Here is a 21,955-nt window from a genome sequence, read left to right as displayed (position 1 = left end):
GCATACCCCTCATCCTCATTCGCCTCAACAAACCGCTCACCTATGAGACAGAGAGACAGAACCTGCTGCCACTCCGTCGCCTCAATAGCCACCCGGACTCAATGCCTTCCCCCGGAGCCGGTTCTACGCGCCTCCTGCCCGATAGCATCCAAGACATCACCCTGATGCCCCTGAATACTCGTCACGTTCGCTTCCGTACCCTCCACGGCAGCGGCGATCGCAGCAGCAACAGCCCCGACCGTCGCACCCGACGCCCCGTCCTGCCTGTCCACCAACGGCCCGCTCTCCCTGGCAAAGGAATCCCCCTTACCAGTCCAGCCCCGAGTAGCAGACACACCACCTTCGAACTCCTTGAGCATCGCCTGCACGTCGTCCTTGATCGCATTCATCCCCCGCATTGCGGCCTGGATCCGCGATGGGTCAGCACTGTACGCAGACGACGGGTCGGAGCCGTACGCGGGCGGCGGATCAGTGCTGTACGCAGGCGGCGGATCAGTGCTATGCGCAGGCGGCTTGTCGGAGCCGTACGCAGGCGCCTTACCCGGCGACTGCCCGTCACCCAGCAGCACAGGCACACCACCCGGCGCATCCCCCTGCACCGACGACCCACCCGACAACGACTCAGCCGACCCACCCACCGGCGGCTCCCCGTCACCCAGCAGCACACGCTCACCACCCGGCGCATCCCCCTGCACCGACGACCCACCCGACAACGCTTCTACATCCTTCTCATTGGGCATGGCGGCTAGTCCTCCTCACCCTCGTTGATCTCATCGCGCAGCCGATCGCCCCCCGAAGCCTTCGCCTCCGGGCGCAGATCGATCCCGCCGAAGATGTTTTCCCAGTCGATCTGCGTGCCCGCGATCTCAGGCACTGCAGGGCTGCCGGCCAGCAGAGGCTGGAAGGTCTCCATCACCCGGCGGCTCATCTGAGCCCGCGCCTCACCCGCGGCTTCCAGCACACTCGCCGCCAGCTGGGAAGCGTGCATCGTGCGGTACCTGTCGTCCAAGAACCGCAGCCCGGCCAACTCTCCCTGCGGGCCCACGGTCACTTCCACCGCCCGGTCCCGCGACCTCAAGACGACTGTGGACGCGCGGAGTTCTGCTTCCGCCTTCGCCACAGCAGCCTCTGCTTTCTCCAGTTCCTTCCTCGCGTCAGCGAACCGCTTTTCGATCGACTCGGTCATCTCACGTCCCTCCTTGCGCCGTTCATCGTCCGATCGCCGCGGGGGTGCCGCCTTCGTCAATACCCCACACGTCCTCCTCTTCAGGCACCCAATCAGCCCGCCGACCACTGCTGCTCTGCGTGTTCTGGGAGCCTTGGACCGCGCTGTCCGTCCTGGCGTCCGGTCCCACGGAACTGCTCGTGGCGTTCCTGCGGCGGATGTGGACGAGATCCTCCTCGTCAGCCGCTGCCGGGCGCCCGCCCAACCTCCCCCGATGACTCTGCGGAGTAGTATCGTCCGGGTCGGTCAACACGTTGCGGACACGTTCATTGGACGACTGCTGGCCGGCACCGCCCATTCCCCCTCCGCCCATCGGCATACCGCCCATCGGCATACCGCCCATCGGCATTCCGGGCGTCCCCGGGTTGAGAGGAACGGGACCTACGCTGGATGTGGCGTCAGAGGTTGCGCGGCCCCCGATCGGGCCACCGGAGGAGGCAGAGTTGTCGTCGTACTCGTCGTAGGCGACATCCGCGTCAGTGCTGTTGAGTGCTATCGCGTCAGACCCTCGCCCACCCAGACCAGCCCCGTCTCCGCCCGATCCGCCAGAGCCCCCGAGGTCCCCCAATCCCACATCCCTGTTGATCGGCACCACATCAGAGCCATCACGGCCCAGACCAACCCCATCCCCGTCCCGGCCCAACCCACCAGAACCCCCGAACTCCCCCAATCCCACATCCCTGTTGATCGGCACCACATCAAAGCCATCACGGCCCAGACCAACCCCATCGCCACTGTCACCGGTCGAGGGCGGGTTGAGCTGGATCCTGGAGGTGTTGCCGTCCGGATCGGCAATACTCACGGAACCGGTTTCCGGATTGATCGTAGTGATGGTGCCGTCGGGGAAGCGGTTGGTCAGGGTGCCGTCCGAGTTCAGCCGCGAGATGCTGCCGTCCGCGTTGGTGAAGGGGCGATTCGAATTCAGGTTGGTGACGGTCTCGTTGTCGTCCGGAGTGGTGGTCGTGACCGTACCGGTGTCCGGATTGAACCGACTGACACTTCCGTCCCTGTTGGTGGTGACCAGCGTGCCGTCGGAATTTCGCGATGTGATGCTGCCGTCCGGGTTGGTGATCGTGCCGGTATTCAGGGCGAGGTCGGGCAGCGTGGTGATGGGTGACCTGTCCTGACCCGTATTGGTATTGGTCGGTATTTGGGACAGCGGGAATGGGGACGTCGCGGGGTTCAACGGCAGAATGGGCTGGGGGCCAGAAGCTGGTGGAGCGCTGGTCTGGTTGTTCACAGGGGAACCGTCCGAGCCGGCCGAATCGGGGAGCTCACCAAGATTGCCGAGCGGGTTCGACGACGGAACCGGGTTGTTCAGAGGTTGGTCCCCGACCCCACCGCCCAACCCGAGATTGCCAGGCGGGTTCGACGACGGAACCGGGTTGTTCAGGGGTTGCTCCCCGCCCCCACCGCCCAACCCGAGGTCGCCGGAGTTGAAGCCGGACACGTTCTGCTGGCCGAGTTGGTCGTTGAGGTTGTCCATGACTCTCTGGGCCTGGGCGTTCCGTTGTGCCGCCTGGTCCATCTGCGCCTGCTGGACGAGCGAGGAGGTGGTGTTCGTTTCCACCGGCTGGCCGAGTATGGAGCTGATGTCTGCCCAACTGTTGTTGAGATTCGACAATGCGATCTCGGCTGTGGGCACAAGCATGTTGTTGACGTTGAGGTTCCATAGATCGACCGCCGCGTGGCCGATCTCCCTCCACATGCTCTCGTCCCGGAGACTACCTGTGATCGTCCGACCCAGCTCGGGCACCTCAAGGGCAAGGTTCTCTCTGAAGGCTGCAGTCGTCGCCAAATGACGACCCCCATGGATCACAACCTGGGTCAGGTTGTGCTGCCACACCCAGGCTGCCACCCTGTCAAGCATCGTCAGAACGGCGTGAAGCGGGTCGTGGACGTAATTGGGGTCGTGCGTCCATGCGTTCCATGCGTTGGACAGCCGCACGGCCTCGCCATGCAGGACCTGCTGCGCCTGGGCCATTGCGTCTCCATATACGGATCTGGGGACGTAGCCACTGAGCGTCTGATGTGCACCCTGGTAGTCAGCCCCGCCCATCTGCTCGACGTACCCGTCATAGTTCGTACGCAGAGTGTGGAGCAGGTTCCTGAAGACGCCGGCCGCCTGTCCGCTCCAGGCCGCGTCGTCACCGCCGAGAGCGGTTTCCCAGGTGTTGAGTGTCGCAGCGTGATCGACGAGGAACTGCTTAGACCGGTCGAACGCTTGGGCAACTCGCTCGAATGAGCCGAGATCCACACCGTTGGCGTCGGCGACGATGCCTCCGTTGTAATCCCCATGATCCCGGGTGGTGTGCGCCCCCTCCGCAAGCGCCCGCAGCGCATGGCCCGCGCCAGCGATGTACTGCGCCTTGGGAGTCGAGTCCCATTCGTTGCCGTAGCCGCCTGTCCACGCAGCGCCGTAGCCCCCTGCGCCTAGCTGAAGCGGCGGGCCCCCGATGAGAACAAACCTGGCCTCACGCATTTTGACATTGCCGGAGTGCTCACCGTCCCCCCCAGCGGTGTAGAACGGGATGTTGTAGTCCTCGCCGTCGGATACCCCCCAACCCACGTCTGCGGGGGTAATTCCCCCCCGCACGCCCACCCCTTCGATGCTCACGCGGAACTGCGGGGTGCCGTCGTCGTGGGCGAGCGAGTCGAACAGCGCCTTCCGGCTGGGCATCGGATAGCCGGTGACCATGGAGACGGCCCTGCCCCATGTGTCATCGGGGTCGAAACGGGGCTCGGAGTTATCGGGCATGACAGGCGAACTCCACGTTGAGGGAGAGCTGTTGAGGGTGGACTTGGAGCGGCGCCGAAGAACTGCGCCGGCCCACGCGGAGGGCGGCTCGGCTTCAGCTTCGGAGCCGCTCCGGCTCCGAAACTGAAGCCGACCACTGGTCCGACGCAACCCGTCAGAGTAAGAGCCCGGTCGAATGCCGGTCTCGCACCTATACCGCAGTGACACCCGGGACGGGGGTGGACGCGTCCGGAAGTTGAATCGGCAGATCTGACCTCTGACTCGATTCCAAGTCCCGTGAGACGTCCGAGAAGACATCGAGCATCTGCCCGGCACTGATGGCACCGAGATTGTCACCCTGGTTCTTGAGCAGGGTGACAAGCGTCTCTCCCAGATTCCTGTCGATGTCATCGAACAGTTTCTGCTGGGAGGTGAGGATGCCGGACACCGACGAGACCGCGGTCTTGATGCTCTTCAGCAGCGTCTGCCCATGGACACTGTCGTCAATCCCCATCAGGCCGATGGCCACGGCAGGGCGAGCCGACGATCCCGCGTACCAGAGCGTGTCAGGCGTGGTACGCCCCTCGGCGATGGTCCTGACCGCCGGGACGCCTGACGGCTCATCATTCTGGATGTTGTCGAGGTCGGTGATGAACGCAGCCAGCTCATTCGCGCGGAACGACGAGAGCGTCTGCGAGTCGAGATGCGAAAGGTCCGGCACAGGAAGACTCCGTTCCTTGTCCGTGTGGTTCGGCCGGCCTGCCCGTCAGCGGCCAATGGGCACATCGGCCCACGTCTGTGCGAGCCTTTTCTCGTTGCTCCGGTAGCCGTCGTGGATGTCACCGAGAAGGTTGCCGTGGGAGCGGAGGATCTCTCCCATCCGCGCCGCTGCCATGTCCCACTCGTGCTGCTTGGTCGTGTACTCGGCGGAGTCCGCGCCCTCCCAGCTGCTGACGAGGGGGTGCAGTTCCGTTTCCAGGTCCTTGAGCGTGGTCCGGATCGCACTTGTCTCGCGCGCCAGCTCTTCGGCGGCGTGGACAACGCCCTGGTAGTCGACGTGGATGTATCCATCACTGGTGTCTGGCATTGGTGTACCTCATCTCTGTTGATTCGGCTGTGTTGGGTGCACGAACGTGGCTCAGCCGGTGAGTCGGTCGAAGACAGTCGACCTGCTGCTCTCCGCGGCGATCTGCTGACGCGTAGCTTCCTGGTGAGTGCTGTGCTGCTGCTTGGTGTCCTGGAGGGCATCCACCATGCCCACCAGGTTCCGCTCGATGATGTTGCACTGGGATTGCCAAGCCTTCAGCATCCTCGAGAACTCGCCTCCGTCCGCGCCCTGGTAGCCCGTGGCAAGGGTCACTTCGATGGTCTCGACGTGCGAGCGGCTGGACCTGATCCGGGTGAGCGCACTTTCCAGCGCCATGACACCCTGTTGTGTTGATGATGCGTCCGACTTCTGTCGACCAGTGATCGCCATCGTCGTACCTCCCTTTCGCTAGACTGGAGCGCCTCTGACGAGAATCTCAAATCACCTGCTCCGAGACTTTCTACAGATCTATACGTGATATCGCGTAGCAATGTTCGCTGACGGTCGGCATTCGCCCCCTTCTTACTCGCACTTCCAGTATTTTCGGGAAGGCGGGCATCTCGCATTTCAGGAAGGCGGGATGTCCGCACCTCACGGCGCAGTCATCACCTTTCCCTCGCACAGGCGCCGCTAATGGCCCCCCTCTGGCCGAGGGAAGCCGCTTCACGGCTGAGGTCGGGTCCCGAAGCGAGCATGCTGAGCAGCATCGAAGGCAGCGGCTGTGCCTCGATGTTGGCGTAGCCGAGCGCTTTCAGCGCCTCCCGAGACGGCACGCGGTACTTGACTCCGTTGTCAGACACGAGGTAGGTCGTGTCGCCGATCGCCCTGCCTCCAGCGGCCAGGGCCCGCACGAGAACACCGTGTCCAGGGCGGACGATTACTCGGTCCATCAAGATGCAGGACGGTTCGACTTCCGTGGGGTCGGCCTGCGCGACAGGCTGCAGTGCGGACACAGGGACCAGTTCCGTCGTCACGCGGAGGGCGCTCCCCGGCTGCACCCGGACACACGCCGACCGGCTGTCGGGCACTGCGACGGCGCGCGGCGGCGATGGGGGAAGCCCCGTGGCCATATCCCAGCCCTCGTCGCCCGGCGCCTTGCCGTCCTGCAGCACAACCGCACCAATGACCGCCGGCTCGGGCGAGGCTCCTCCGTAGGCTTCTTCGCGCGTAACGGGGTCGCCCAGCACCAAAGCGGTCTGGGTGTCCGTGATCGGCACGAGGCCCTGGCGCTTGAGCAGGTAGTACTTCGCGGGTGATCCAGGTATGCGAACCTGGAAGACCTGGCCCACCTTGCTGTCCCTCCCGCCCAATTGCAGTCCCTCCTCACCGCGGCCGGGCACATCGGGCGGGGCCAGGTCAGGTCCGGGGACCAAAGCCGCCAGGAAGGCCGCGGAGACCGGACGCGGCATCACTGACCCGTACCCGAGAGACGCGGCTGCCGAGCCGTCTTTGATTCTCAGCCGGTGGCCTTGCCACACTAGGTATGTCGTCGCCATGTCCGGGCCGACCACGATCAGGCCCTGGCCGGCACCCAGCTGTTCCCCGTCGGCGGGATCGCCCACCATCAGGGCAGTCGAGGAGCTGCCGTTCACGACGGAACAGACCTGCCACGCTCCCGTTGCCAGGTCCTTCCTGCCCGGGACGGAGTCCGGGGCACCGGGTATGCCGACCGGAGTTCCCACTGGTTTGCCGCGAAGCGAAGCGGTGCGCACAGTGTCGGTCTTCAGTTTGTCGCCGCCGATGAGCAGCGCGGACGCGTAGTTGCGCACCGGCCGCAGCCTGCCGTCGGCGAAGAGGTAGCGAGATCCGGTCTCCTGGTTGACGATCAAGGTCTTGCCGGACAGCTGGTGACCTCCGGGCTTGACCAGGCCGAACACGAAGGCACCGGCTGCCACCAGCACGCAGATGACCACGCCGAACACCGTCCCACGCGTGGTGCGCCCCAGTGGGTTCTCCGATGCGTCCGGGTCGGCGAGCAGCATGCCCGAGGTGAGCCGGCTCATGAGGAAAACGTGCGCCTGAACTTGGTCTCGTTTGGACTGCATGACAACCCCCGCCGTCAGCCGTTGATCGCCCGGAGGGATCCGAAGACGCCGAGTACCCACAGCGTGAGCGGCAGCAGACTGATGGCCAGCGCCGATTGGATGAGTTCAGCGGCACGGCCCCAATGCGGCACGATCCGTCGGCCCGCGACCGTCCACGAGACGACGGCCAGCATGGCTGCGACCCCCAGCAGCCCCGCGACAAGCAGCGGCCGCTCGCCGGGGGTGAGCTGCTGGTCCCAGGCCACCGCCAATGTGGTCACCCCCCATGCGCCTGGCAGGACCAGGGCAAGGCGCTGCCAGACGTTGACCATGCCGCGACCGTGGAGCAGCAGAAGCACGGTCAAGACGCCGGCCGTCAGCAACTCGGCAAGTTCGGCCCGGGTGACCAGCGCCGGCAGACAGCCCGTACAGATCACCCCGGTCGCCGAGTACAGAGCGGTCATCCACTCCTCCGCCCGAGCGGTGCGGGCGTTGACTTCGGCTGGGTCGTAGGGGTCAATGCCCTCCTGGAGCTGCTGAGGGTTGGTGGGCAGCGGCGCCATGCGCATCCCTGCCAGTTTGAAAGAGATTGCCGGGACGAAGCCGCCGAAGATCACGACAAGTGCCGCAACGGCGGCCGCCGCGGCACCGATCGGCATGTCGAAGGCCATCGTCACCCCGCCAGCCACCGCGGCGGCAACAGCCACCACAGCGGTCCCAAGGAAGAGCGCGATGTGGGTGCCCCCCACGGCCGCCGCCACCACCGCCGCGCCCGCGCCCGCCGCAGCGGCTGCCAGCAGCTGCGCTCCGATCACGAGGTGCGGTTCCGCGTCACTGAAGTCGCCCCCGGGCAACAGCCAGCCGGCCAGCGCCAGGTAGGGCACAGCTATGAAACCGAGCATCGCACCGGCCACGGCATCGCCCACCGCCCGGCTCGCCGATGCGGCACCGGCGAGCAGCACCAGCCCGCAACTCGCCGCGGTCAGCGCACGGATATCAGCGGATCCGGCCGACCCACCCAACACGACCAGGCCGGTCACAAGGGCCAGCGCGGCCCAGCCGCGCAGCAGGCGTCGACTCGCCCTGGGGCTCCACTGGTAGGGACGGTCGCGAGTGGCGGAGGCGATGCCGTCCACGAGATCGTCCAGCCGCACCTCGGGCAGCTCATCACTGTGCGGCCGCAGGTAGAGCACCTCGCCGTCCCGCAGGTCCAGGGTCTCCAGGGTGCCCTCCTCGTCCAGGGGAGGACCGCCGAGGCGCTGGAGTACCCAGCCGCCGTGGTCGAGTCCGTTCTCCTCCAGGTCCTGGCCCGCGTACCGGAGCACCGTCGGCAGAAGGTCAGCCACCGGGACGTCGGCAGGGACCGCGAGATCGATGTGCCTGTCGGGGGCACGCACGGTGAGGCGGCACAGTCCCGCTACGGAGTTGTCGGTCATCGCATAGGCACCTTTGTATTTCCGAATACGATGGGCTGCGGGGTTGGAAACGCGCACCGCCGCGAGGCAGAATACTGACGACGATCGCAGAAAAGAGAAGGACCTAGAACCTTCGTCACCCGTCATGGCTGACGCGTCCAGTAAATCTTCCCAAAATTACCCGACAGGTTATCCCGAAATTGCCTTAGCGTCTTGGGATCCACATCGGTGCCATCGGTGGGTTCCATCTGCCTTGCGGGCAGCCCGGTTCGCCATAAGGAGCCAGTACGTTGAGTGTGATCCTCTTCCGCCGCCCGGCCCGCCGACGCGGCCCGGACATGCCCGAGGGGGAACTGAGCCTCCAGGAGCCGCCGACCCTGTCGGAGAAGGTGCCCGACTCGTCCGCCGTGTGGACCTACCTCCCGATGGCCATGATGTCGGTCTCGATGATGTTGATCTTCATCCGTCCGGGAGGGTCCGGCAGCGTCTTCACCTATCTGTCGGTGGGCATGATGGTGCTGGCCTCCGTCGCGATGATGGTCGGGCACGTGATACGCCAGAACAACGAGCGCAAGCACCGGCTCCGCGGCGAGCGCCGCGACTATCTACGTTACCTTTCGCAAATGCGGCGCAAGGTGCACAACGCCGTCATAGAACAGCAGTTGGCCACCTCCTGGCGCCACCCCGACCCGGCGACCCTGTCATCCATGGCCCGCACCACCAGACTCTGGGAACGACGTGCGAAGGACGAGGACTTCGCAGAGGTGCGGATCGCCGTCGGCGACCAGCAGCTCGGTCTGCGACTCACTCCACTCTCCACGAAACCGGTGGAGGATCTGGAGCCGCTGTGCGCGCACGCGCTGCGCCGTTTCATGCGCGCCTACAGCACCGTTCCCGAACAGCCGATCGCCCTCTATCTACGGTCCTGGTCCCGGGTCCTGCTTCGGGGTGACGAGGATGCCGCCCGCTCTGCCGTGCGGGCGCTGTTGTGCCAACTAGCGGTGTTTCACCCACCGGAGGAGCTGTGGATCGCGCTGTGCGTGTCGGACGAACGGCGGCTGGAATGGGAGTGGGCCAAGTGGCTGCCGCACAATCTCCATCCGCAGGAGCATGACGGCGCCGGCCCGGTGCGGATCATGGCGTCGACCTGCAACGCCCTGGAGGATCTGCTCGGTGCGGAATTCACCGAACGCACGGTGTTCGACCCGGAGGCGCAGGCCGCCCGGGATGAGCCGTTCACGGTGATCGTGGTGGACAGTGTCTCGGTTCCGGCCGGCCACCGGCTGGACGGCACCGGCTTTCGTAACGCGGTCGTCCTCGACCTCTCCGGCGAGCTGCGATGGCGGCCCGGCCGAACCACGCTGCGGCTCGACGTACAGCCCGACGCCGTCAACCTGGTGCGCACCGACCGCAGCCGCAAGGAGCAGACCACGCATCTGGGCCGCCCCGACCTGGTCGGCCCGGTCGTCGCCGAGTCGCTGGCCCGGCTGCTGGCCCCGTACCGGATGAGCCTGAGTGCTGACGCGGCCGAACCGCTCGCCGCGGACGTGGAACTGACTACCCTGCTGGGCATCCCCGACCTGTACCGCCTCGACCCCGCGACGCTGTGGCAGCGTCGCCACCCGGCGGACAGGCTGCGGGTGCCCATCGCCGTAGGGGGCGACGGAATCCCCGTCGAGCTGGACATCAAGGAGTCCGCGCAGGGCGGCATGGGCCCGCACGGCATGCTGATCGGTGCCACCGGCTCCGGCAAGAGCGAGCTGCTGCGCACGCTGGTACTGGCGCTGGCCCTGACCAACTCCTCGGAGACGCTCAACTTCGTCCTGGTGGACTTCAAGGGCGGTGCCACCTTCCTCGGCCTGGACGAGCTGCCGCACACCTCGGCGCTCATCACGAACCTGGCCGACGAAGTGGCGCTGGTGGAGCGCATGCAGGACGCCCTGCACGGCGAGTTGATCCGCCGTCAGGAGCTGCTCCGCTCCGCCGGCAACTACACCTCGGCGCTGGAGTACGAGAAGGCACGGGCCGCAGGCGCCCCGCTCGCGCCGCTGCCCAGCCTGTTTGTCGTGGTCGACGAGTTCAGCGAACTGCTCGCCGCGCACCGCGAGTTCATGGACCTGTTTGTGATGATCGGCCGACTCGGCCGGTCGCTCGGGGTGCATCTGCTGCTCGCCTCCCAACGCTTGGACGAGGGCCGGATGCACCAGCTGGAGAGCCACCTGTCGTACCGCATCGGGTTGCGTACCTTCTCGGCGATGGAGAGCCGCGGGGTGCTGGGGGTGCCAGACGCCTACGAGTTGCCGTCGCAGCCCGGCAGTGGATTCCTCAAAAGCGGGGTGGAGGCCCTCACTCGGTTCCGGGCCGCGTACGTATCCGGTGCTTACCGGCACCGCAGGGGCGCGGTGGCGCAGGCGCGGGTGGCCAGCCAGGTTGTGCCCTGGACGTCCGAGTGGGTGCCTTCGCGCACGTCCGTCCCCGAGCCTGCGGCACCGGAGGAGGGCGAGGACGGTGACACCCTCCTGTCCGTGGCCCTGGACCGGCTTCGCGCCTCCGGTCCGCCCGCCTACCAGGTGTGGCTGCCGCCGCTGGAGCAGTCGCCGACGCTCGACTCGCTGCTGCCGTCACTGGCACCGGACCTCGAGCGCGGCCTGACCGCATTGGACTGGCCAGGAACCGGGAGCCTGCAGGTGCCCGTCGGGCTGGTGGACAAGCCGTTCGAGCAACTGCGAGACCTGCTCGTGGTGGATCTCGCGGGCGCCGGCGGTCACGTGGCCATCGCGGGCGGCTCGCAGAGCGGCAAGTCGACAGTGGTGCGCACGCTGATCGCCGCGCTCGCCCTCACCCACACCCCACGCGAAGTGCAGTTCTACTGCCTGGACTTCGGTGGCGGCACACTGTCCGGCCTCGCCGGGATACCGCACGTGGGTGGGGTCGCCGCGCGGCTGCACAGCGAGCGGATCAGCCGCACGGTGGCCGAGGTCACGGCGGTGCTCAACCACCGAGAGCAGTTCTTCCTGGACCACAGCATCGACTCGATGGCGTCCTACCGGCGACGGCGCGCCGCGGGCGAGTTCCCCGACGAGCCGCATGGCGACGTGTTCCTGGTGGTGGACGGCTGGCAGACGGTCCGCCAGGACTTCGACACGCTCATTCCCGCGTTCAACCAAATCGCCGCCCGCGGCCTGAACTACGGCGTCCACCTGATCATCACCACGGCCCGCTGGGTGGAGCTGTCGGCCCAGGTCCGCGATCAGGCCGCCACACGGCTCGAACTGCGGCTCGGCGACACCATGGACTCGGTGGTAGACATCCGCAAGGCGGCCACGGTTCCGCGCACCCCGGGGCGGGGTCTGACGACCGAGGGCAAGAGGCACTTCCTGGCCGCCCTGCCCCGCATCAACGGCCAGGAGGACACGGACGATCTCACCGACGGCGTCATGGCGACCGTGGAGGGAATCGTGGAGCACTGGCCCGGCCCCCCGGCGCCGCCCGTGCGGATGCTGCCGCACCGTCTTCCGGTCGCCGACCTGCCGGAGCCGGAGCTGGGCGACGGCCTACGGATGCCGCTCGGACTCGACGAAGAGACGCTATCCCCGGTCTGGCACGACTTCTCCCGCACTCCGCACCTGGTCGCGATCGGCGACACCGAGAGCGGGAAGACGAACCTCCTGGGACTGGTGGCGAAGGCGGTCACGACCCGCTACAGCCCTGCGGAGGCAAGCATTCTCATGGTGGACTACCGGCGCGAACTGCTCGACGCGGTTCCGGAGGAGTACCGGCTGGGACACGCCGTGTCCATGGACAGCCTCAAAGAACTCGTCGAAGGCTCGGCCAAGGCGATCAAGACGCGACTTCCCGGAGCCGACATCACGCCGGCCCGGATGCGGCGCTGTGACTGGTGGAATGGGCCACGGCTGTTCGTGCTCGTGGACGACTACGACATGATCGGCGGCGGCTCGTCCTTCGACCAGCCCTTCACTCCGTTCTTCGACTTCCTCGCTCTCGGGCACGAAGTGGGACTGCACGTGGTGGTGGCGCGATCCGCCAACGGCGCGGGGCGCGGCCTGGGCGACCAGCTCTTGCGTCGCCTCGACGAGGTGAACTCCCCGGGCCTGTTGCTGTCCTGTCCGCCGTCCGAGGGCTACGTCTTCGGCAACGTCAAGCCCCGTAATCTTCCCCCGGGCCGCGCGCAGCACATCGTGCGCCGGAAGGCCACTCTGATCCAGACAGCAGTGCTGGAGGAAGTCCCCGCGAGCGGGGCCGAATAGGCGGCTGATCACAGGAGGGGACGCCCGCTGCCCATACTGGACGCTCCCTCCGGCAGTCTCCGCAAGGGACGGGCAGGCCGGGGGTGTCAACGGCGGGAGCGGCCGCCGGGAATGGCAGCGGCGCACCAGGAAACCAACAGGACGACGCCGACACCCGCGGCGAACATCAGGATCGCCCGGCGAGTGGCCCGGGCCACGACCGGGTCAGTCGTCGGCATCCGCACCGGAGCACCGACCGAGGATGGCGAGGGAGCAGCGCTGTCCCGGATCACCGTGACGGCAGCGTACGGGTCCAGACGCGGCACACCGTCCGGGTACGCGGTAGAGATCAGCACCTTCGTGACCTCGGGAGCCGTCAGACTAGGGTTGGCGGACAGGACGAGCGCCGCGGCCCCCGCGGTGAATGCGGCGGCCAGAGACGACCCGGAGCCGACGAAATGTCCCGAGCCCCTCGGGCCGATGCCCAACACACTCTCCCCGGGCGCCGTCAAATCGGCATGCCGAGGAGTGAGCGCACCGTCAGGGAGAGTGCCGTCGCCGCCGACGCCCAACACGGAAAGCACACCGGGCTGGGCTGCCGGCCAGTACTCCTGGGGGGCGGACGAAGGGTCGGCACCGGTACCGGATGGGTCGGGAGCCGCCGCAGCAACCACCACGGCGCCGCCCTCAAGGGCGGTGGAGACAGCCGAGGTCAGATTGCTAGACATCTGGGGCAACGCCGCGGACACCACGATGACATCGGCCTTGCGGTCAGCTGCCGCGCGTATGCCGTTGGCCACCGAGCCTGCACTCGCCACGCCGAGTTTGTCGGTGCCTCGCACGGCGAGGATCCGGGCCTTGGGCGCCACCCCGGCGAAGCGCACCTCCGCATCCACACGGGCGGCGATCAGCCCGGCGACGAAGGTGCCGTGGCCGACACAGTCACGGCCCGCGTCGCCCACGGCGGACACACGGCCGGCCAAGGCCGGCGCCTCCGACACTCCGGTGTCGACGACCGCGACGGTCACACCTTCACCGTTGGCGAACCGCCATGCGTCGGCGAGCCCCAGATTCTGCTGCTCCCACGGCACTTCCTTGAACGTCGTCCCCGACGAACCGGTGCACCCCGCTCTCCCGGTCAGGGTCAGGGGAATCATGGGCAGCCGCACCGAGTCGTGGGGCACGGCCGCAGCCGGTGCGGACCAGGGGAGCGCCGCCGCCGCGGCGAGCAGAAGAAGCATGCAGGACAGGCCCCGGCGCCGACCACCACGGCCGGCCTTCAGCAGAGGCCGCCGGGGCCGAGGGCCGCCCGCCTCATCCACGGACCGCTCCTTGGCGCCCCGCGTCTTCCGGCAGCAGCAGCCTCAGGTCGTCGATCCCGGGCGCCGACATGGAGCTCATCCGACCGGCCTGGAGGGTGATCATGTTTTCGAGTACTTGGCGCGCCAGACGCGCGTTGCCGAAGCTGCGATCGCGTGGCAGGGAGTCGAAGTAGTCCCGCAGCACAGCCCCGGTGCCCGGACCGCACTCGTATCCGGACGCGGCGGCGTGCTGCCGGACGATGGTCACCAGCTCGTCCGAGGTGTAGTCGGCGAACTGTACGCTGCGGGAGAACCGGGACGAGAGACCGGGGTTGGAGGACAGGAAGCTCGCCATCTCCTCGGTGTATCCGGCGACGATGACGACCACTTGGTCGCGGTAGTCCTCCATCAGCTTCAGCAGGGTGTCAACGGCCTCCTGCCCGAAGTCCGAGCCGCTCGACGAGCCCCGGGGCGTGAGTGTGTAGGCCTCGTCGATGAACAGCACTCCCCCGAGGGCGCGTTCGAAGACCTCACGGGTCAGCTGCGCGGTGTGGCCGACAAAGCGGCCGACGAGATCGGCGCGAGCCACCTCGACGAGCTGCCCGCGCGGCAGGACGCCCAGTTTCACCAGCAGCGAAGCGTAGAGTCGGGCCACCGTGGTCTTACCGGTACCAGGAGGGCCCGTGAAGACCAGGTGATGACTAATGCGCGTCGCCGGCAGGCCCGCCGCTTCTCGCTGCCGTGCGGTGGACAGGAGGTTGACCATGTTGGTGACGTCACGTTTGACGGCCTCGAGCCCGATCAGCTCGCCCAACTGCTCCAAGGGGTCGCTCTCTTGGGGACCGGGGGTTCCACCGTGGTCCACGGCGACCGCCGCTTCCTCACTCACGTCCTGCGGCAGCAGCAACCGCAAGTCCCGCTCGCCCGCGTCCGTCGCCGTCGCGAGCCGGAATGCCTGACGGTCCACCATTTCTTCGAACACCTTGCGAGCCGCCCGGCCATTGCCGAACGAGGCGTCACGCGGCATACGCTCGAAGTGGGTGGCCAACGCTTTGACGGTGCTCTCGTCCAGCTCGTACTGATGGCCGGCACACATGCTCTCCATGATCGCCACCAGTTCGGGCACCGAGTAGTTCTCAAAGTCGATCGTGCGGGAGAAGCGGGAGGCGAGTCCCGGGTTGGAGCCGAGGAAGGACTCCATCTCCTTGCCATAGCCGGCGGCGACCACGACCACCTTGTCGCGGTGGTCCTCCATCAGCTTCAGCAGGGTGTCCACGGCCTCCCGCCCGAAGTCCGCCCCCGAGCCCTGGCCGTCGGAGAGGAGGGTATACGCCTCGTCGATGAACAGCACACCGCCCAAGGCCCGGTTGAAGGTCTCGGTGGTCTTGATCGCAGTGCCACCGATGAACTGCGCTACCAGGTCGGCCCGAGAGACCTCGACGAGGTGCCCGGACTGCAGCGCACCGAGCTCGGCAAGGATCGCCCCGTACAGCCGTGCCACCGTCGTCTTGCCGGTGCCAGGAGGACCCGCGAAGACGAGGTGGCGGCTCATGGGTGGAGCCGACATTCCGAGACGGGCACGACGCTGAGCGAGCTGGGTGAGATTGACCAGCATGCGGACCTGATGCTTGACGTTGGACAGGCCGATGAGCGCTTCGAGTTCGGCGAGCGGACCGTCTTCACGAGCCAGCGTGTCGGCGAGATCGGGCCCGCCCGTCCCCACTGCCGGATCCGCACCCTGGGCATCACCGACACCCCAGGCATCCCGCCTGCCGTTGCCCGTGCTGGTGAGGCCCTCAACTGCCAGCCGTTCGCCCGGCCGGGCCTGTACGAGTCCCCCCCCACGGTTGTCACGAGCAGTGCAGTTGACCAGCGATACCGGCTCGGTGGACTCAATGTGAAAGCCGTCGCGCGCGCTCCCGCTGATCTCGCAGGCGTTGAACGAACTCCGGCCTCCAGAGCCGACCAGGACGCCGTGACCGTGGCTGCCCGCGACCCGAAGGCGCGTCGCGGTCAACGCCCCGTCCTCCTCCACCACGATTCCGGCACCCCCCGCACCGTGGATCTCACAGTCACGCACGGTGGCGCTGCCCTGCGCCCCGACTGACAGGCCGAAGGCGCCGGCAGATCGCACGATGCCCGCTCCGATGTGGAGATTGCCGCCGTCCTCAACCCGGACGCCCGCTCCCCCGGCCTTTTCGATCTCGCACTCCTCCAAGCGCCCGCGCCCGTCATTCACTGCCTCCACCCCATGGCCCTTCGGACTAGTGATCCGGGCACGGCGCACGAGGGGATTGGCGCCGGAGCGGATAGAGATCCCAGATCCAGAAGGATCCACGATCTCCAGCCGGTCGAACTCCGGCGCCGACTCCTCCTCGAGCAGCACGGCAGTCTCAGCACAGTCACGGATCGTCAGTCCGACAAGCGTGGGCGAGCACGGACCACTCACCTTCAGGGCAGGTGCCATCGAAGAATAGATCGAGCAGTCTTCGAACGTGCCACGTGCCCGGTCGATGATGAGCACGCCGTGGCCCTGAGTGCGTGAGATGCGACAGCCGCGCAACACGGGGTTGGTACCACTGGACAGCACGATCCCGACGCCCGTGGTTCCGGACACGGACACCTCCTCCAGTGCCGTACGCGCCTGGCTGGCCAGATGGATGCCGATGTCGGCGTCGTGCACGCTGCTGCGCACCAGGCGCACACCGGAGCGCCCCTCCAGTGCGATCCCGGGCTTCTCCGTGGAGGAGATCTCGCATCCCTCGACCGAGCCTTGCGCCTCTCCGTTGGCCAGCACGCCGTTACCACGGGCATCACGGATGGTGCAGCCCCGCAGGGTGATACGGCCGCGCTCGCCGATCACCACGCCGGAGGTCTCGAGGTGCTCGATGGTGCAAGAGTCGGCCATGCTGTCCGCGTCCGACGTCACGACTACGCCGGCACCACGCGGGTTGCTGATCCGGCAATCGCGCATGGCCAAGGAGCCCGTGCCGCGGGCGAGCAGCGCGGTCCACGCGGAGCCGACAACCTCACAACCGTCCATAGCGGCCTGCCCCAGTTGGGCGTCCACTACTGGCAATTCCTCGTCCCTGCCACGCAGCACGAGGTCGGTGAGCATGACCGCGTCCGCCCGGAGCACAACCGCGACGCCGCGACGGGGGCAGATCTCTACGCTCCCGGACGCCCCTTCGGCAGCGATGGTGACACGAGTGGCGACGACCAGGTTCTCCGCGTACGTGCCCGGCCGCACGCTGATCACTGCGCCGCTGCGCGCGTGCGCCAGCGCCTGACCGATTGTGGGAAAGCTGGCCGACCCCTCCGGGCCTACCGTCAGTACCTGGCGTGACACGCACGAACCTCCTCGGGAATCCCAGTCAGGTGGAAAGGCAACAGCGCTCCCCTCCTGACCGGAGTACACCGCGGGACACCAAGGTTTCGAGCCGAGCCCGCATGTGCGGACCGGACGGCCGATTGCTCGAGGAGAGCCTGTGCCTGCTCGTGAAGCGACACTGCCATGGCGTCCTTCCAGTAGCGAGCCGCGCAGCGATCACTACACCGGGCTCTGGCTCCGCCTATGCTCACCCGGCAGAGTCCCTCCGAGTCGTTGACCGCAGCCTCCTGTCGCCTCAGCGCCTCCGTCGCAGGTGGTCCCCCGGAGACACGAAACCCTGGTGCCTTCTGCCGTCTCCGCCGGCGCCTCCCCTGGCCGTAGGAGTGCGCCACCGCGCGGCACCTCCGAGTCAACCGGGCCGGCACCGTGTGATCCCAGGATCTGCTCGAGAAGAGCCCGGCTGTACAACGGCATCTGCCTGAATACGCCCCCGGACAGGCACCTCGGCGCGGCAGGGTCTACTAAACGTGCCCAGCGCATGGTGACCGTGCCCCAGTGGCCGCACACCCGCTCTCACGTACGGAGGGCTGGTGAGAACAGACAGACTTCAACGGCTCTACAGGCAATGATTCGCCGGAAACTTCGGCCGCCGACAGGAGGTCTCTAGCTTGAGCAGAGAAATACCAATCTTGCTGGGAGGGACCGCAACATCCATGAGTGACCACCTGCGGGCCAAATCGGAGAAGTCCAAAGCACCCGAAACAATTTTGGTCTCGCACGAATCGGCTCGGCCAGCGCTGTGGGAGCAGACGCTGCCCTGGCAGAACGACAACACATCGGCGTCGCGCTCAACTCGCCGGGCTCTGCTGCTCGTCGCAGTGTCTTTGACGGTGCTCGGCACAGTGATCAGTCTGGTCGTGCTGAGCGTTGGGAGCGGCGGGGAAGATGCCGGGGTTGCCGCCCAAAAGGACCCAGCGTCGCGGGCGGTGCAACCCTCGGCCTCACCGACGGAACAGCCCTCTGCCTCACCCGTCGAACGATCCTCTGCCCCAGAGACCGAGCAACCCGCAGACCCGCGGACCCCGCAACCGTCGGCCCCGCGGACCGAGCAACCCACGGCCTCGCAGAGCGAGCGAACTTCGGCCCACCGCACGGTCGTGCCCCGCTCCACCCTCCCAGGACACTTTCTGATCAACGCCTTGTCCAACAAGTGCCTCGCGCCGCTTGACGGCAAACAGGCAGCCGGTGTCCCACTGATCACCGCCCGCTGTGACGGTCTTGACGCGCGCCAGCGCTGGACCGTCAACAGCGACAACACCATCCGCACGCTGAATCAAAAACTCTGCATGGACGTGCCGTGGGGCACGAAGAAGCAGGGCACCTTCCTCCAGCTCTCGGACTGCCACAACGATGGCACTGCGGCTCAGGTATTCGTCCGGGGAACGGGCAAGGAACTGCGCAATCCACATGCGCAGCAGTGTGCCGAGATCAAGAACGGCCGCGTCGAAGCCGGTACCTGGGTCTGGATCATGCCGTGTAACAACACGGCCCGCCAGCAGTGGAACATCACCTGACAATCAGCCATCTCTGTCGATTCCGCGACATGCTCCTCGCGGGCAAGCCCTTCTCCGTCCGAAGCAACGGACTCGCGCACGGTTCAGCAGTACTCGTTCGCGGGCGACAGGTTTGGCAGGTGGCGGTTCTTCGAACCTGGTGATCCGCCAGGGCCACGAGCCGGGTTGGAGCGAGCCTCGTGATTCCCGGCCCACCCCTTCCCCGCCTGCGTGCGCCCGCCTAAGACGTCATCTCAAATGGTGACTGGGCGGCGTAGATAAGTCGCTGGCAGACGGGCTGCGGTGCGGTTGAATGCCTTGGTGAGTGACTGCTGGACACCCGCCCATCACGCGGTCGAGCACGAGGATGCGGAGGCCCTGGCCCGGTTGCTAGCCGACGGTTCCGATCCCGATGAGGTCTTCAGCAACATGATGCTGCTGACGCACGCGATCGACGTCGAGGGCGATGGCTCCCTACAGAGCGGCCAACCGGTGACTGTGCATACCACTGCTGTGCTGCTGGCCTTCGGGGCAGATCCGGAGCTCGCAGATCCAGACGGTCACACCCCCATGGACATGGCCAATCACTACGGCCACGACCTGGCGGTGAAGCTGCTGCGGGCCCACATCAGCGGGCGAGCCGCCGGTAACAGATGAGAGTGCAGGCGATACTCGTGAAGGCGAGGGAAGTGCTCGGCCTTGCGCTCGTAGCGACGGTGGAGACGGCGGCAGCCGGCGAGCCAGGACATGGTGCGCTCGATGGTCCAACGGTGGCGTCCCAACCGCTGCGAGGTCTCAACTCCCTTGCGGGCGATGCGCTGCCGGATGCCTCGGCTGCCTAACCATCGCCGCAGGCGGGCATAGTCATAGCCCTTGTCGGCATGGAGCTTCCCGGGCTTGCGACGCCGGGGGCCCGGGCGGGATCGGACCGGCGGTATGCCCTTCACGAGCGGGATCAGGGCCTGGCTGTCGTGGACGTTGGCCCCCGAGATGCCGACAGACAGGGGCAGACCGGTCCGCTCGGTGATCAGGTGGATCTTTGAGCCGTACTTGCCCCGGTCGACAGGATTCGGACCTGTCAGGTCCCCGTTACCGTCTTCGTGGCCTCGCAATGAGGCTCCCGGCCTCCGACTCCGGCATGACTTGGTCCCCCAGTCGATGATGATCGAAAAGGTGGTGTCACCGGGCGTCGGAGGCATTGGCAGACCGCTGATTAGGGGCACGAGCGCTGATCCCGGACCGGGTGAGGCAGTCTCTTCGTAACGTGGATGCCGGCACGCTGATGCCGCAGGTAAGGCCGGGACGAGCGCAAACACTGGAGCAAGAGCATGACCGATGACGGCGGCATCGACGTCTATCTGGGCCTGGACGTCGGCAAGGGCGAACACCACGCCACTGCCCTGACACCGGCAGGCAAAAGAGTTCTCGACAAGCGGTTACCCAACACCGAGCCGAAGTTGCGCGAGGTATTCGCCATGCTCCAGGCCAAGCACGGCACCGTGCTGGTGGTAGTCGACCAACCCGCTTCCATAGGCGCTCTGCCCCTGGCCGTGGCTCGCCAGGCGGGTTGCCGCATTGCCTACCTTCCGGGCCTGACGATGCGGCGAATCGCTGACCTCTACCCGGGAGAGGCGAAGACCGACGCCCGGGACGCGTTTGTCATCGCAGATGCCGCTCGCGCGATGCCGCACACGCTGAGGGCCATCGAGCCCGCCGACGAGACCCTAGCGGAGCTGGAGATGATCGTCGGGTTCGACGACGATCTCGCCACCGAGTCGACGAGGACCAAGAACCGCTTGCGGGGCCTGTTGACGCAGATCCACCCGTCGTTGGAGAAGGTCCTCGGTCCCCGTCTGGACCACCCCGCCGTGCTCACGCTGCTCGAACGGTTCGGTTCCCCCGCGCAGATCAGGAAGGCCGGGCGGCGACGACTGGTCGCGCTCCTGCGGCCGAAGGCGCCGCGGATGGCCGAACGCCTGGTCGAGGACATCTTTGCCGCACTCGACGAGCAGACAGTGGTCGTGCCGGGCACCGACGCCGCCGCGCTAATCATCCCCGGTCTCATCTCCTCGCTCGGCTCCGTCCTCGACCGGCGCAAACTCCTCGCTGCCCGAATCGAGGAGCTCCTGGAGGCCCACCCTCTTTCCCAGGTCCTGACCTCCATGCCCGGCATCGGGGTCAGGACCGCGGCCCGCATCCTCATCGACGTCGGCGACGGCAGCGCCTTCGCCACGTCCGGGCACCTGGCTGCCTACGCCGGCCTGGCACCGGTCACCCGCAGCTCCGGCTCGTCTATCCGCGGCGAACACCCGGCCCGACGGGGCAACAAACAGCTCAAACGCGCCTTCTATCTCGCCGCGTTCGCCTCGCTCTCCCAACCGGAGTCACGCGCCTACTACGACAAGAAACGCAGGGAGGGGAAGCACCACGTCGCGGCCCTGGTGGCCCTCGCCAGACGACGCATCGACGTGCTCTTCGCCATGCTCCGAGATGGCACCTTCTACGAGCCCCGGTCACGACAACAGCTTGACGAAAACCATAGGGGCACCTTTTCAGGGCGTGCATGTTCACCGAGTCGATCGCGCATCGAGACCAGTCAAGGTCGCCGCGGGAGCCGAGTTCATCGAGGACCAGGCGGTGGAGCTTTGCCCACACCCTGGCCTTTGTCCACTCGGTGAAGCGGCGGTGAGCCGTCGCGCCGGACGGCCCGAACGATGCGGCAGGCAACTGCTGCCAGGTACAGCCGGACGTTGCCACGAACACGATGGCAGCCAGCACTTCACGGTCTCCGTGCCTTCGCCGGCCACCGCCCTGAGGCCGCGTGGGTGCCTCCGGCGCCACCCGCTGGAACAGGTCCCACAACTCGTCCGGCACCAGCCGCTCAACGATCCCCACCACAGCCGACAGCCTACTGGGTCAACCAAATGAGATGACCTCTAATACTGCAACGGTGTTTGCCGTGACGGTTGGGCAGTTTTTATGGGCTGTGTCCGCGTCGTTTGTAGTGACTGAGGCGGGCTTGGTGTTGTCGTCTG

Annotated in this window: 13 protein-coding genes and 3 pseudogenes; 4 read left to right on the top strand and 12 right to left on the bottom strand. The window is 66.8% G+C overall.

Annotated features, from left to right (window positions below):
• Positions 1–98 precede the first annotated feature (98 nt).
• The 8 genes from ACH4YL_RS39780 to eccD all read right to left on the bottom strand — a co-directional run bounded on the left by ACH4YL_RS39780 (position 99) and on the right by eccD (position 8,509).
• Positions 99–740 (bottom strand): hypothetical protein, encoded by a 642-nt coding sequence (locus ACH4YL_RS39780; RefSeq protein WP_398512415.1) that lies wholly within the window; start codon positions 738–740, stop codon positions 99–101.
• Between the two features lie 5 nt (positions 741–745).
• Complete coding sequence (locus ACH4YL_RS39775; protein WP_398512414.1) at positions 746–1,186, bottom strand: YbaB/EbfC family nucleoid-associated protein; 441 nt, start codon at positions 1,184–1,186, stop codon at positions 746–748.
• A gap of 22 nt (positions 1,187–1,208) precedes the next feature.
• Positions 1,209–3,983: an AAWKG family protein gene (locus tag ACH4YL_RS39770; RefSeq protein ID WP_398512413.1), complete on the bottom strand. Its 2,775-nt coding sequence runs from the start codon at positions 3,981–3,983 to the stop codon at positions 1,209–1,211.
• Positions 3,984–4,173: 190 nt separating this feature from the next.
• Complete coding sequence (locus tag ACH4YL_RS39765) at positions 4,174–4,683, bottom strand: type VII secretion system-associated protein (protein WP_398512412.1); 510 nt, start codon at positions 4,681–4,683, stop codon at positions 4,174–4,176.
• Positions 4,684–4,728: 45 nt separating this feature from the next.
• Entirely contained in the window at positions 4,729–5,049 is a 321-nt protein-coding gene (locus ACH4YL_RS39760) for a WXG100 family type VII secretion target (protein ID WP_398512411.1), read from the bottom strand.
• Between the two features lie 51 nt (positions 5,050–5,100).
• Entirely contained in the window at positions 5,101–5,385 is a 285-nt protein-coding gene (locus ACH4YL_RS39755) for a hypothetical protein (RefSeq protein ID WP_398512410.1), read from the bottom strand.
• Positions 5,386–5,654: 269 nt separating this feature from the next.
• Entirely contained in the window at positions 5,655–7,094 is a 1,440-nt protein-coding gene (eccB, locus tag ACH4YL_RS39750) for a type VII secretion protein EccB (RefSeq protein WP_398512418.1), read from the bottom strand.
• Positions 7,095–7,108: 14 nt separating this feature from the next.
• Positions 7,109–8,509, bottom strand: a complete 1,401-nt coding sequence (gene eccD, locus ACH4YL_RS39745; RefSeq protein ID WP_398512417.1) for a type VII secretion integral membrane protein EccD — start codon at positions 8,507–8,509, stop codon at positions 7,109–7,111.
• Positions 8,510–8,826: 317 nt separating this feature from the next.
• Between eccD and eccCa the strand changes: the two genes are divergently transcribed.
• Positions 8,827–12,756, top strand: coding sequence for a type VII secretion protein EccCa (gene eccCa / locus ACH4YL_RS39740; RefSeq protein WP_398512416.1), 3,930 nt, complete (start codon positions 8,827–8,829; stop codon positions 12,754–12,756).
• A gap of 86 nt (positions 12,757–12,842) precedes the next feature.
• Here eccCa and ACH4YL_RS39735 read toward each other — a convergent pair whose 3' ends face one another.
• Together ACH4YL_RS39735 and ACH4YL_RS39730 are read right to left on the bottom strand one after the other, a co-directional pair.
• Positions 12,843–13,976 (bottom strand): S8 family serine peptidase, encoded by a 1,134-nt coding sequence (locus tag ACH4YL_RS39735; RefSeq protein WP_398512409.1) that lies wholly within the window; start codon positions 13,974–13,976, stop codon positions 12,843–12,845.
• A gap of 73 nt (positions 13,977–14,049) precedes the next feature.
• Positions 14,050–17,385, bottom strand: coding sequence for a right-handed parallel beta-helix repeat-containing protein (locus tag ACH4YL_RS39730; protein ID WP_398512408.1), 3,336 nt, complete (start codon positions 17,383–17,385; stop codon positions 14,050–14,052).
• A gap of 695 nt (positions 17,386–18,080) precedes the next feature.
• On the opposite strand from ACH4YL_RS39730, the gene ACH4YL_RS39725 reads away from it, so the two are divergent.
• Together ACH4YL_RS39725 and ACH4YL_RS39720 are read left to right on the top strand one after the other, a co-directional pair.
• Positions 18,081–18,941, top strand: coding sequence for a ricin-type beta-trefoil lectin domain protein (locus tag ACH4YL_RS39725; RefSeq protein WP_398512407.1), 861 nt, complete (start codon positions 18,081–18,083; stop codon positions 18,939–18,941).
• 300 nt (positions 18,942–19,241) lie between these two features.
• On the top strand, positions 19,242–19,577 hold the full coding sequence (locus tag ACH4YL_RS39720) for an ankyrin repeat domain-containing protein (RefSeq protein ID WP_398512406.1): 336 nt from the start codon (positions 19,242–19,244) through the stop codon (positions 19,575–19,577).
• Here ACH4YL_RS39720 and ACH4YL_RS39715 read toward each other — a convergent pair.
• Positions 19,549–20,008 (bottom strand): annotated as a pseudogene (locus tag ACH4YL_RS39715) (IS5 family transposase); the annotation flags it as partial. The gene ACH4YL_RS39720 and the pseudogene ACH4YL_RS39715 sit on opposite strands and share 29 nt — an antisense overlap.
• Before the next feature lie 240 nt (positions 20,009–20,248).
• Between ACH4YL_RS39715 and ACH4YL_RS39710 the strand changes: the two are divergent.
• A pseudogene (locus ACH4YL_RS39710) lies at positions 20,249–21,436 on the top strand (IS110 family transposase); the annotation flags it as partial.
• A gap of 34 nt (positions 21,437–21,470) precedes the next feature.
• Here the strand turns inward: ACH4YL_RS39710 and ACH4YL_RS39705 are convergent.
• Positions 21,471–21,818 (bottom strand): annotated as a pseudogene (locus tag ACH4YL_RS39705) (transposase); the annotation flags it as partial.
• Positions 21,819–21,955: the final 137 nt, after the last annotated feature.

This window comes from Streptomyces sp. NPDC020681, from assembly GCF_044334895.1.
GTDB lineage: Bacteria > Actinomycetota > Actinomycetes > Streptomycetales > Streptomycetaceae > Streptomyces.
The sequence above is the reverse complement of the archived record's forward strand: the minus strand, read 5'-3'. Positions and strand labels throughout refer to the sequence as shown.

Bases quoted from the DNA above. Each gene is read 5' to 3' on its own strand.
- ACH4YL_RS39780 (WP_398512415.1), bottom strand. From the start codon at position 740: ATGCCCAATGAGAAGGATGTAGAAGCGTTGTCGGGTGGGTCGTCGGTG.
- ACH4YL_RS39775 (WP_398512414.1), bottom strand. From the start codon at position 1,186: ATGACCGAGTCGATCGAAAAGCGGTTCGCTGACGCGAGGAAGGAACTG.
- ACH4YL_RS39770 (WP_398512413.1), bottom strand. From the start codon at position 3,983: ATGCCCGATAACTCCGAGCCCCGTTTCGACCCCGATGACACATGGGGC.
- ACH4YL_RS39760 (WP_398512411.1), bottom strand. From the start codon at position 5,049: ATGCCAGACACCAGTGATGGATACATCCACGTCGACTACCAGGGCGTT.
- ACH4YL_RS39755 (WP_398512410.1), bottom strand. From the start codon at position 5,385: ATGGCGCTGGAAAGTGCGCTCACCCGGATCAGGTCCAGCCGCTCGCAC.
- eccB (WP_398512418.1), bottom strand. From the start codon at position 7,094: ATGCAGTCCAAACGAGACCAAGTTCAGGCGCACGTTTTCCTCATGAGC.
- eccD (WP_398512417.1), bottom strand. From the start codon at position 8,509: ATGACCGACAACTCCGTAGCGGGACTGTGCCGCCTCACCGTGCGTGCC.
- eccCa (WP_398512416.1), top strand. From the start codon at position 8,827: ATGCCCGAGGGGGAACTGAGCCTCCAGGAGCCGCCGACCCTGTCGGAG.
- ACH4YL_RS39735 (WP_398512409.1), bottom strand. From the start codon at position 13,976: ATGCTTCTTCTGCTCGCCGCGGCGGCGGCGCTCCCCTGGTCCGCACCG.
- ACH4YL_RS39725 (WP_398512407.1), top strand. From the start codon at position 18,081: ATGAGTGACCACCTGCGGGCCAAATCGGAGAAGTCCAAAGCACCCGAA.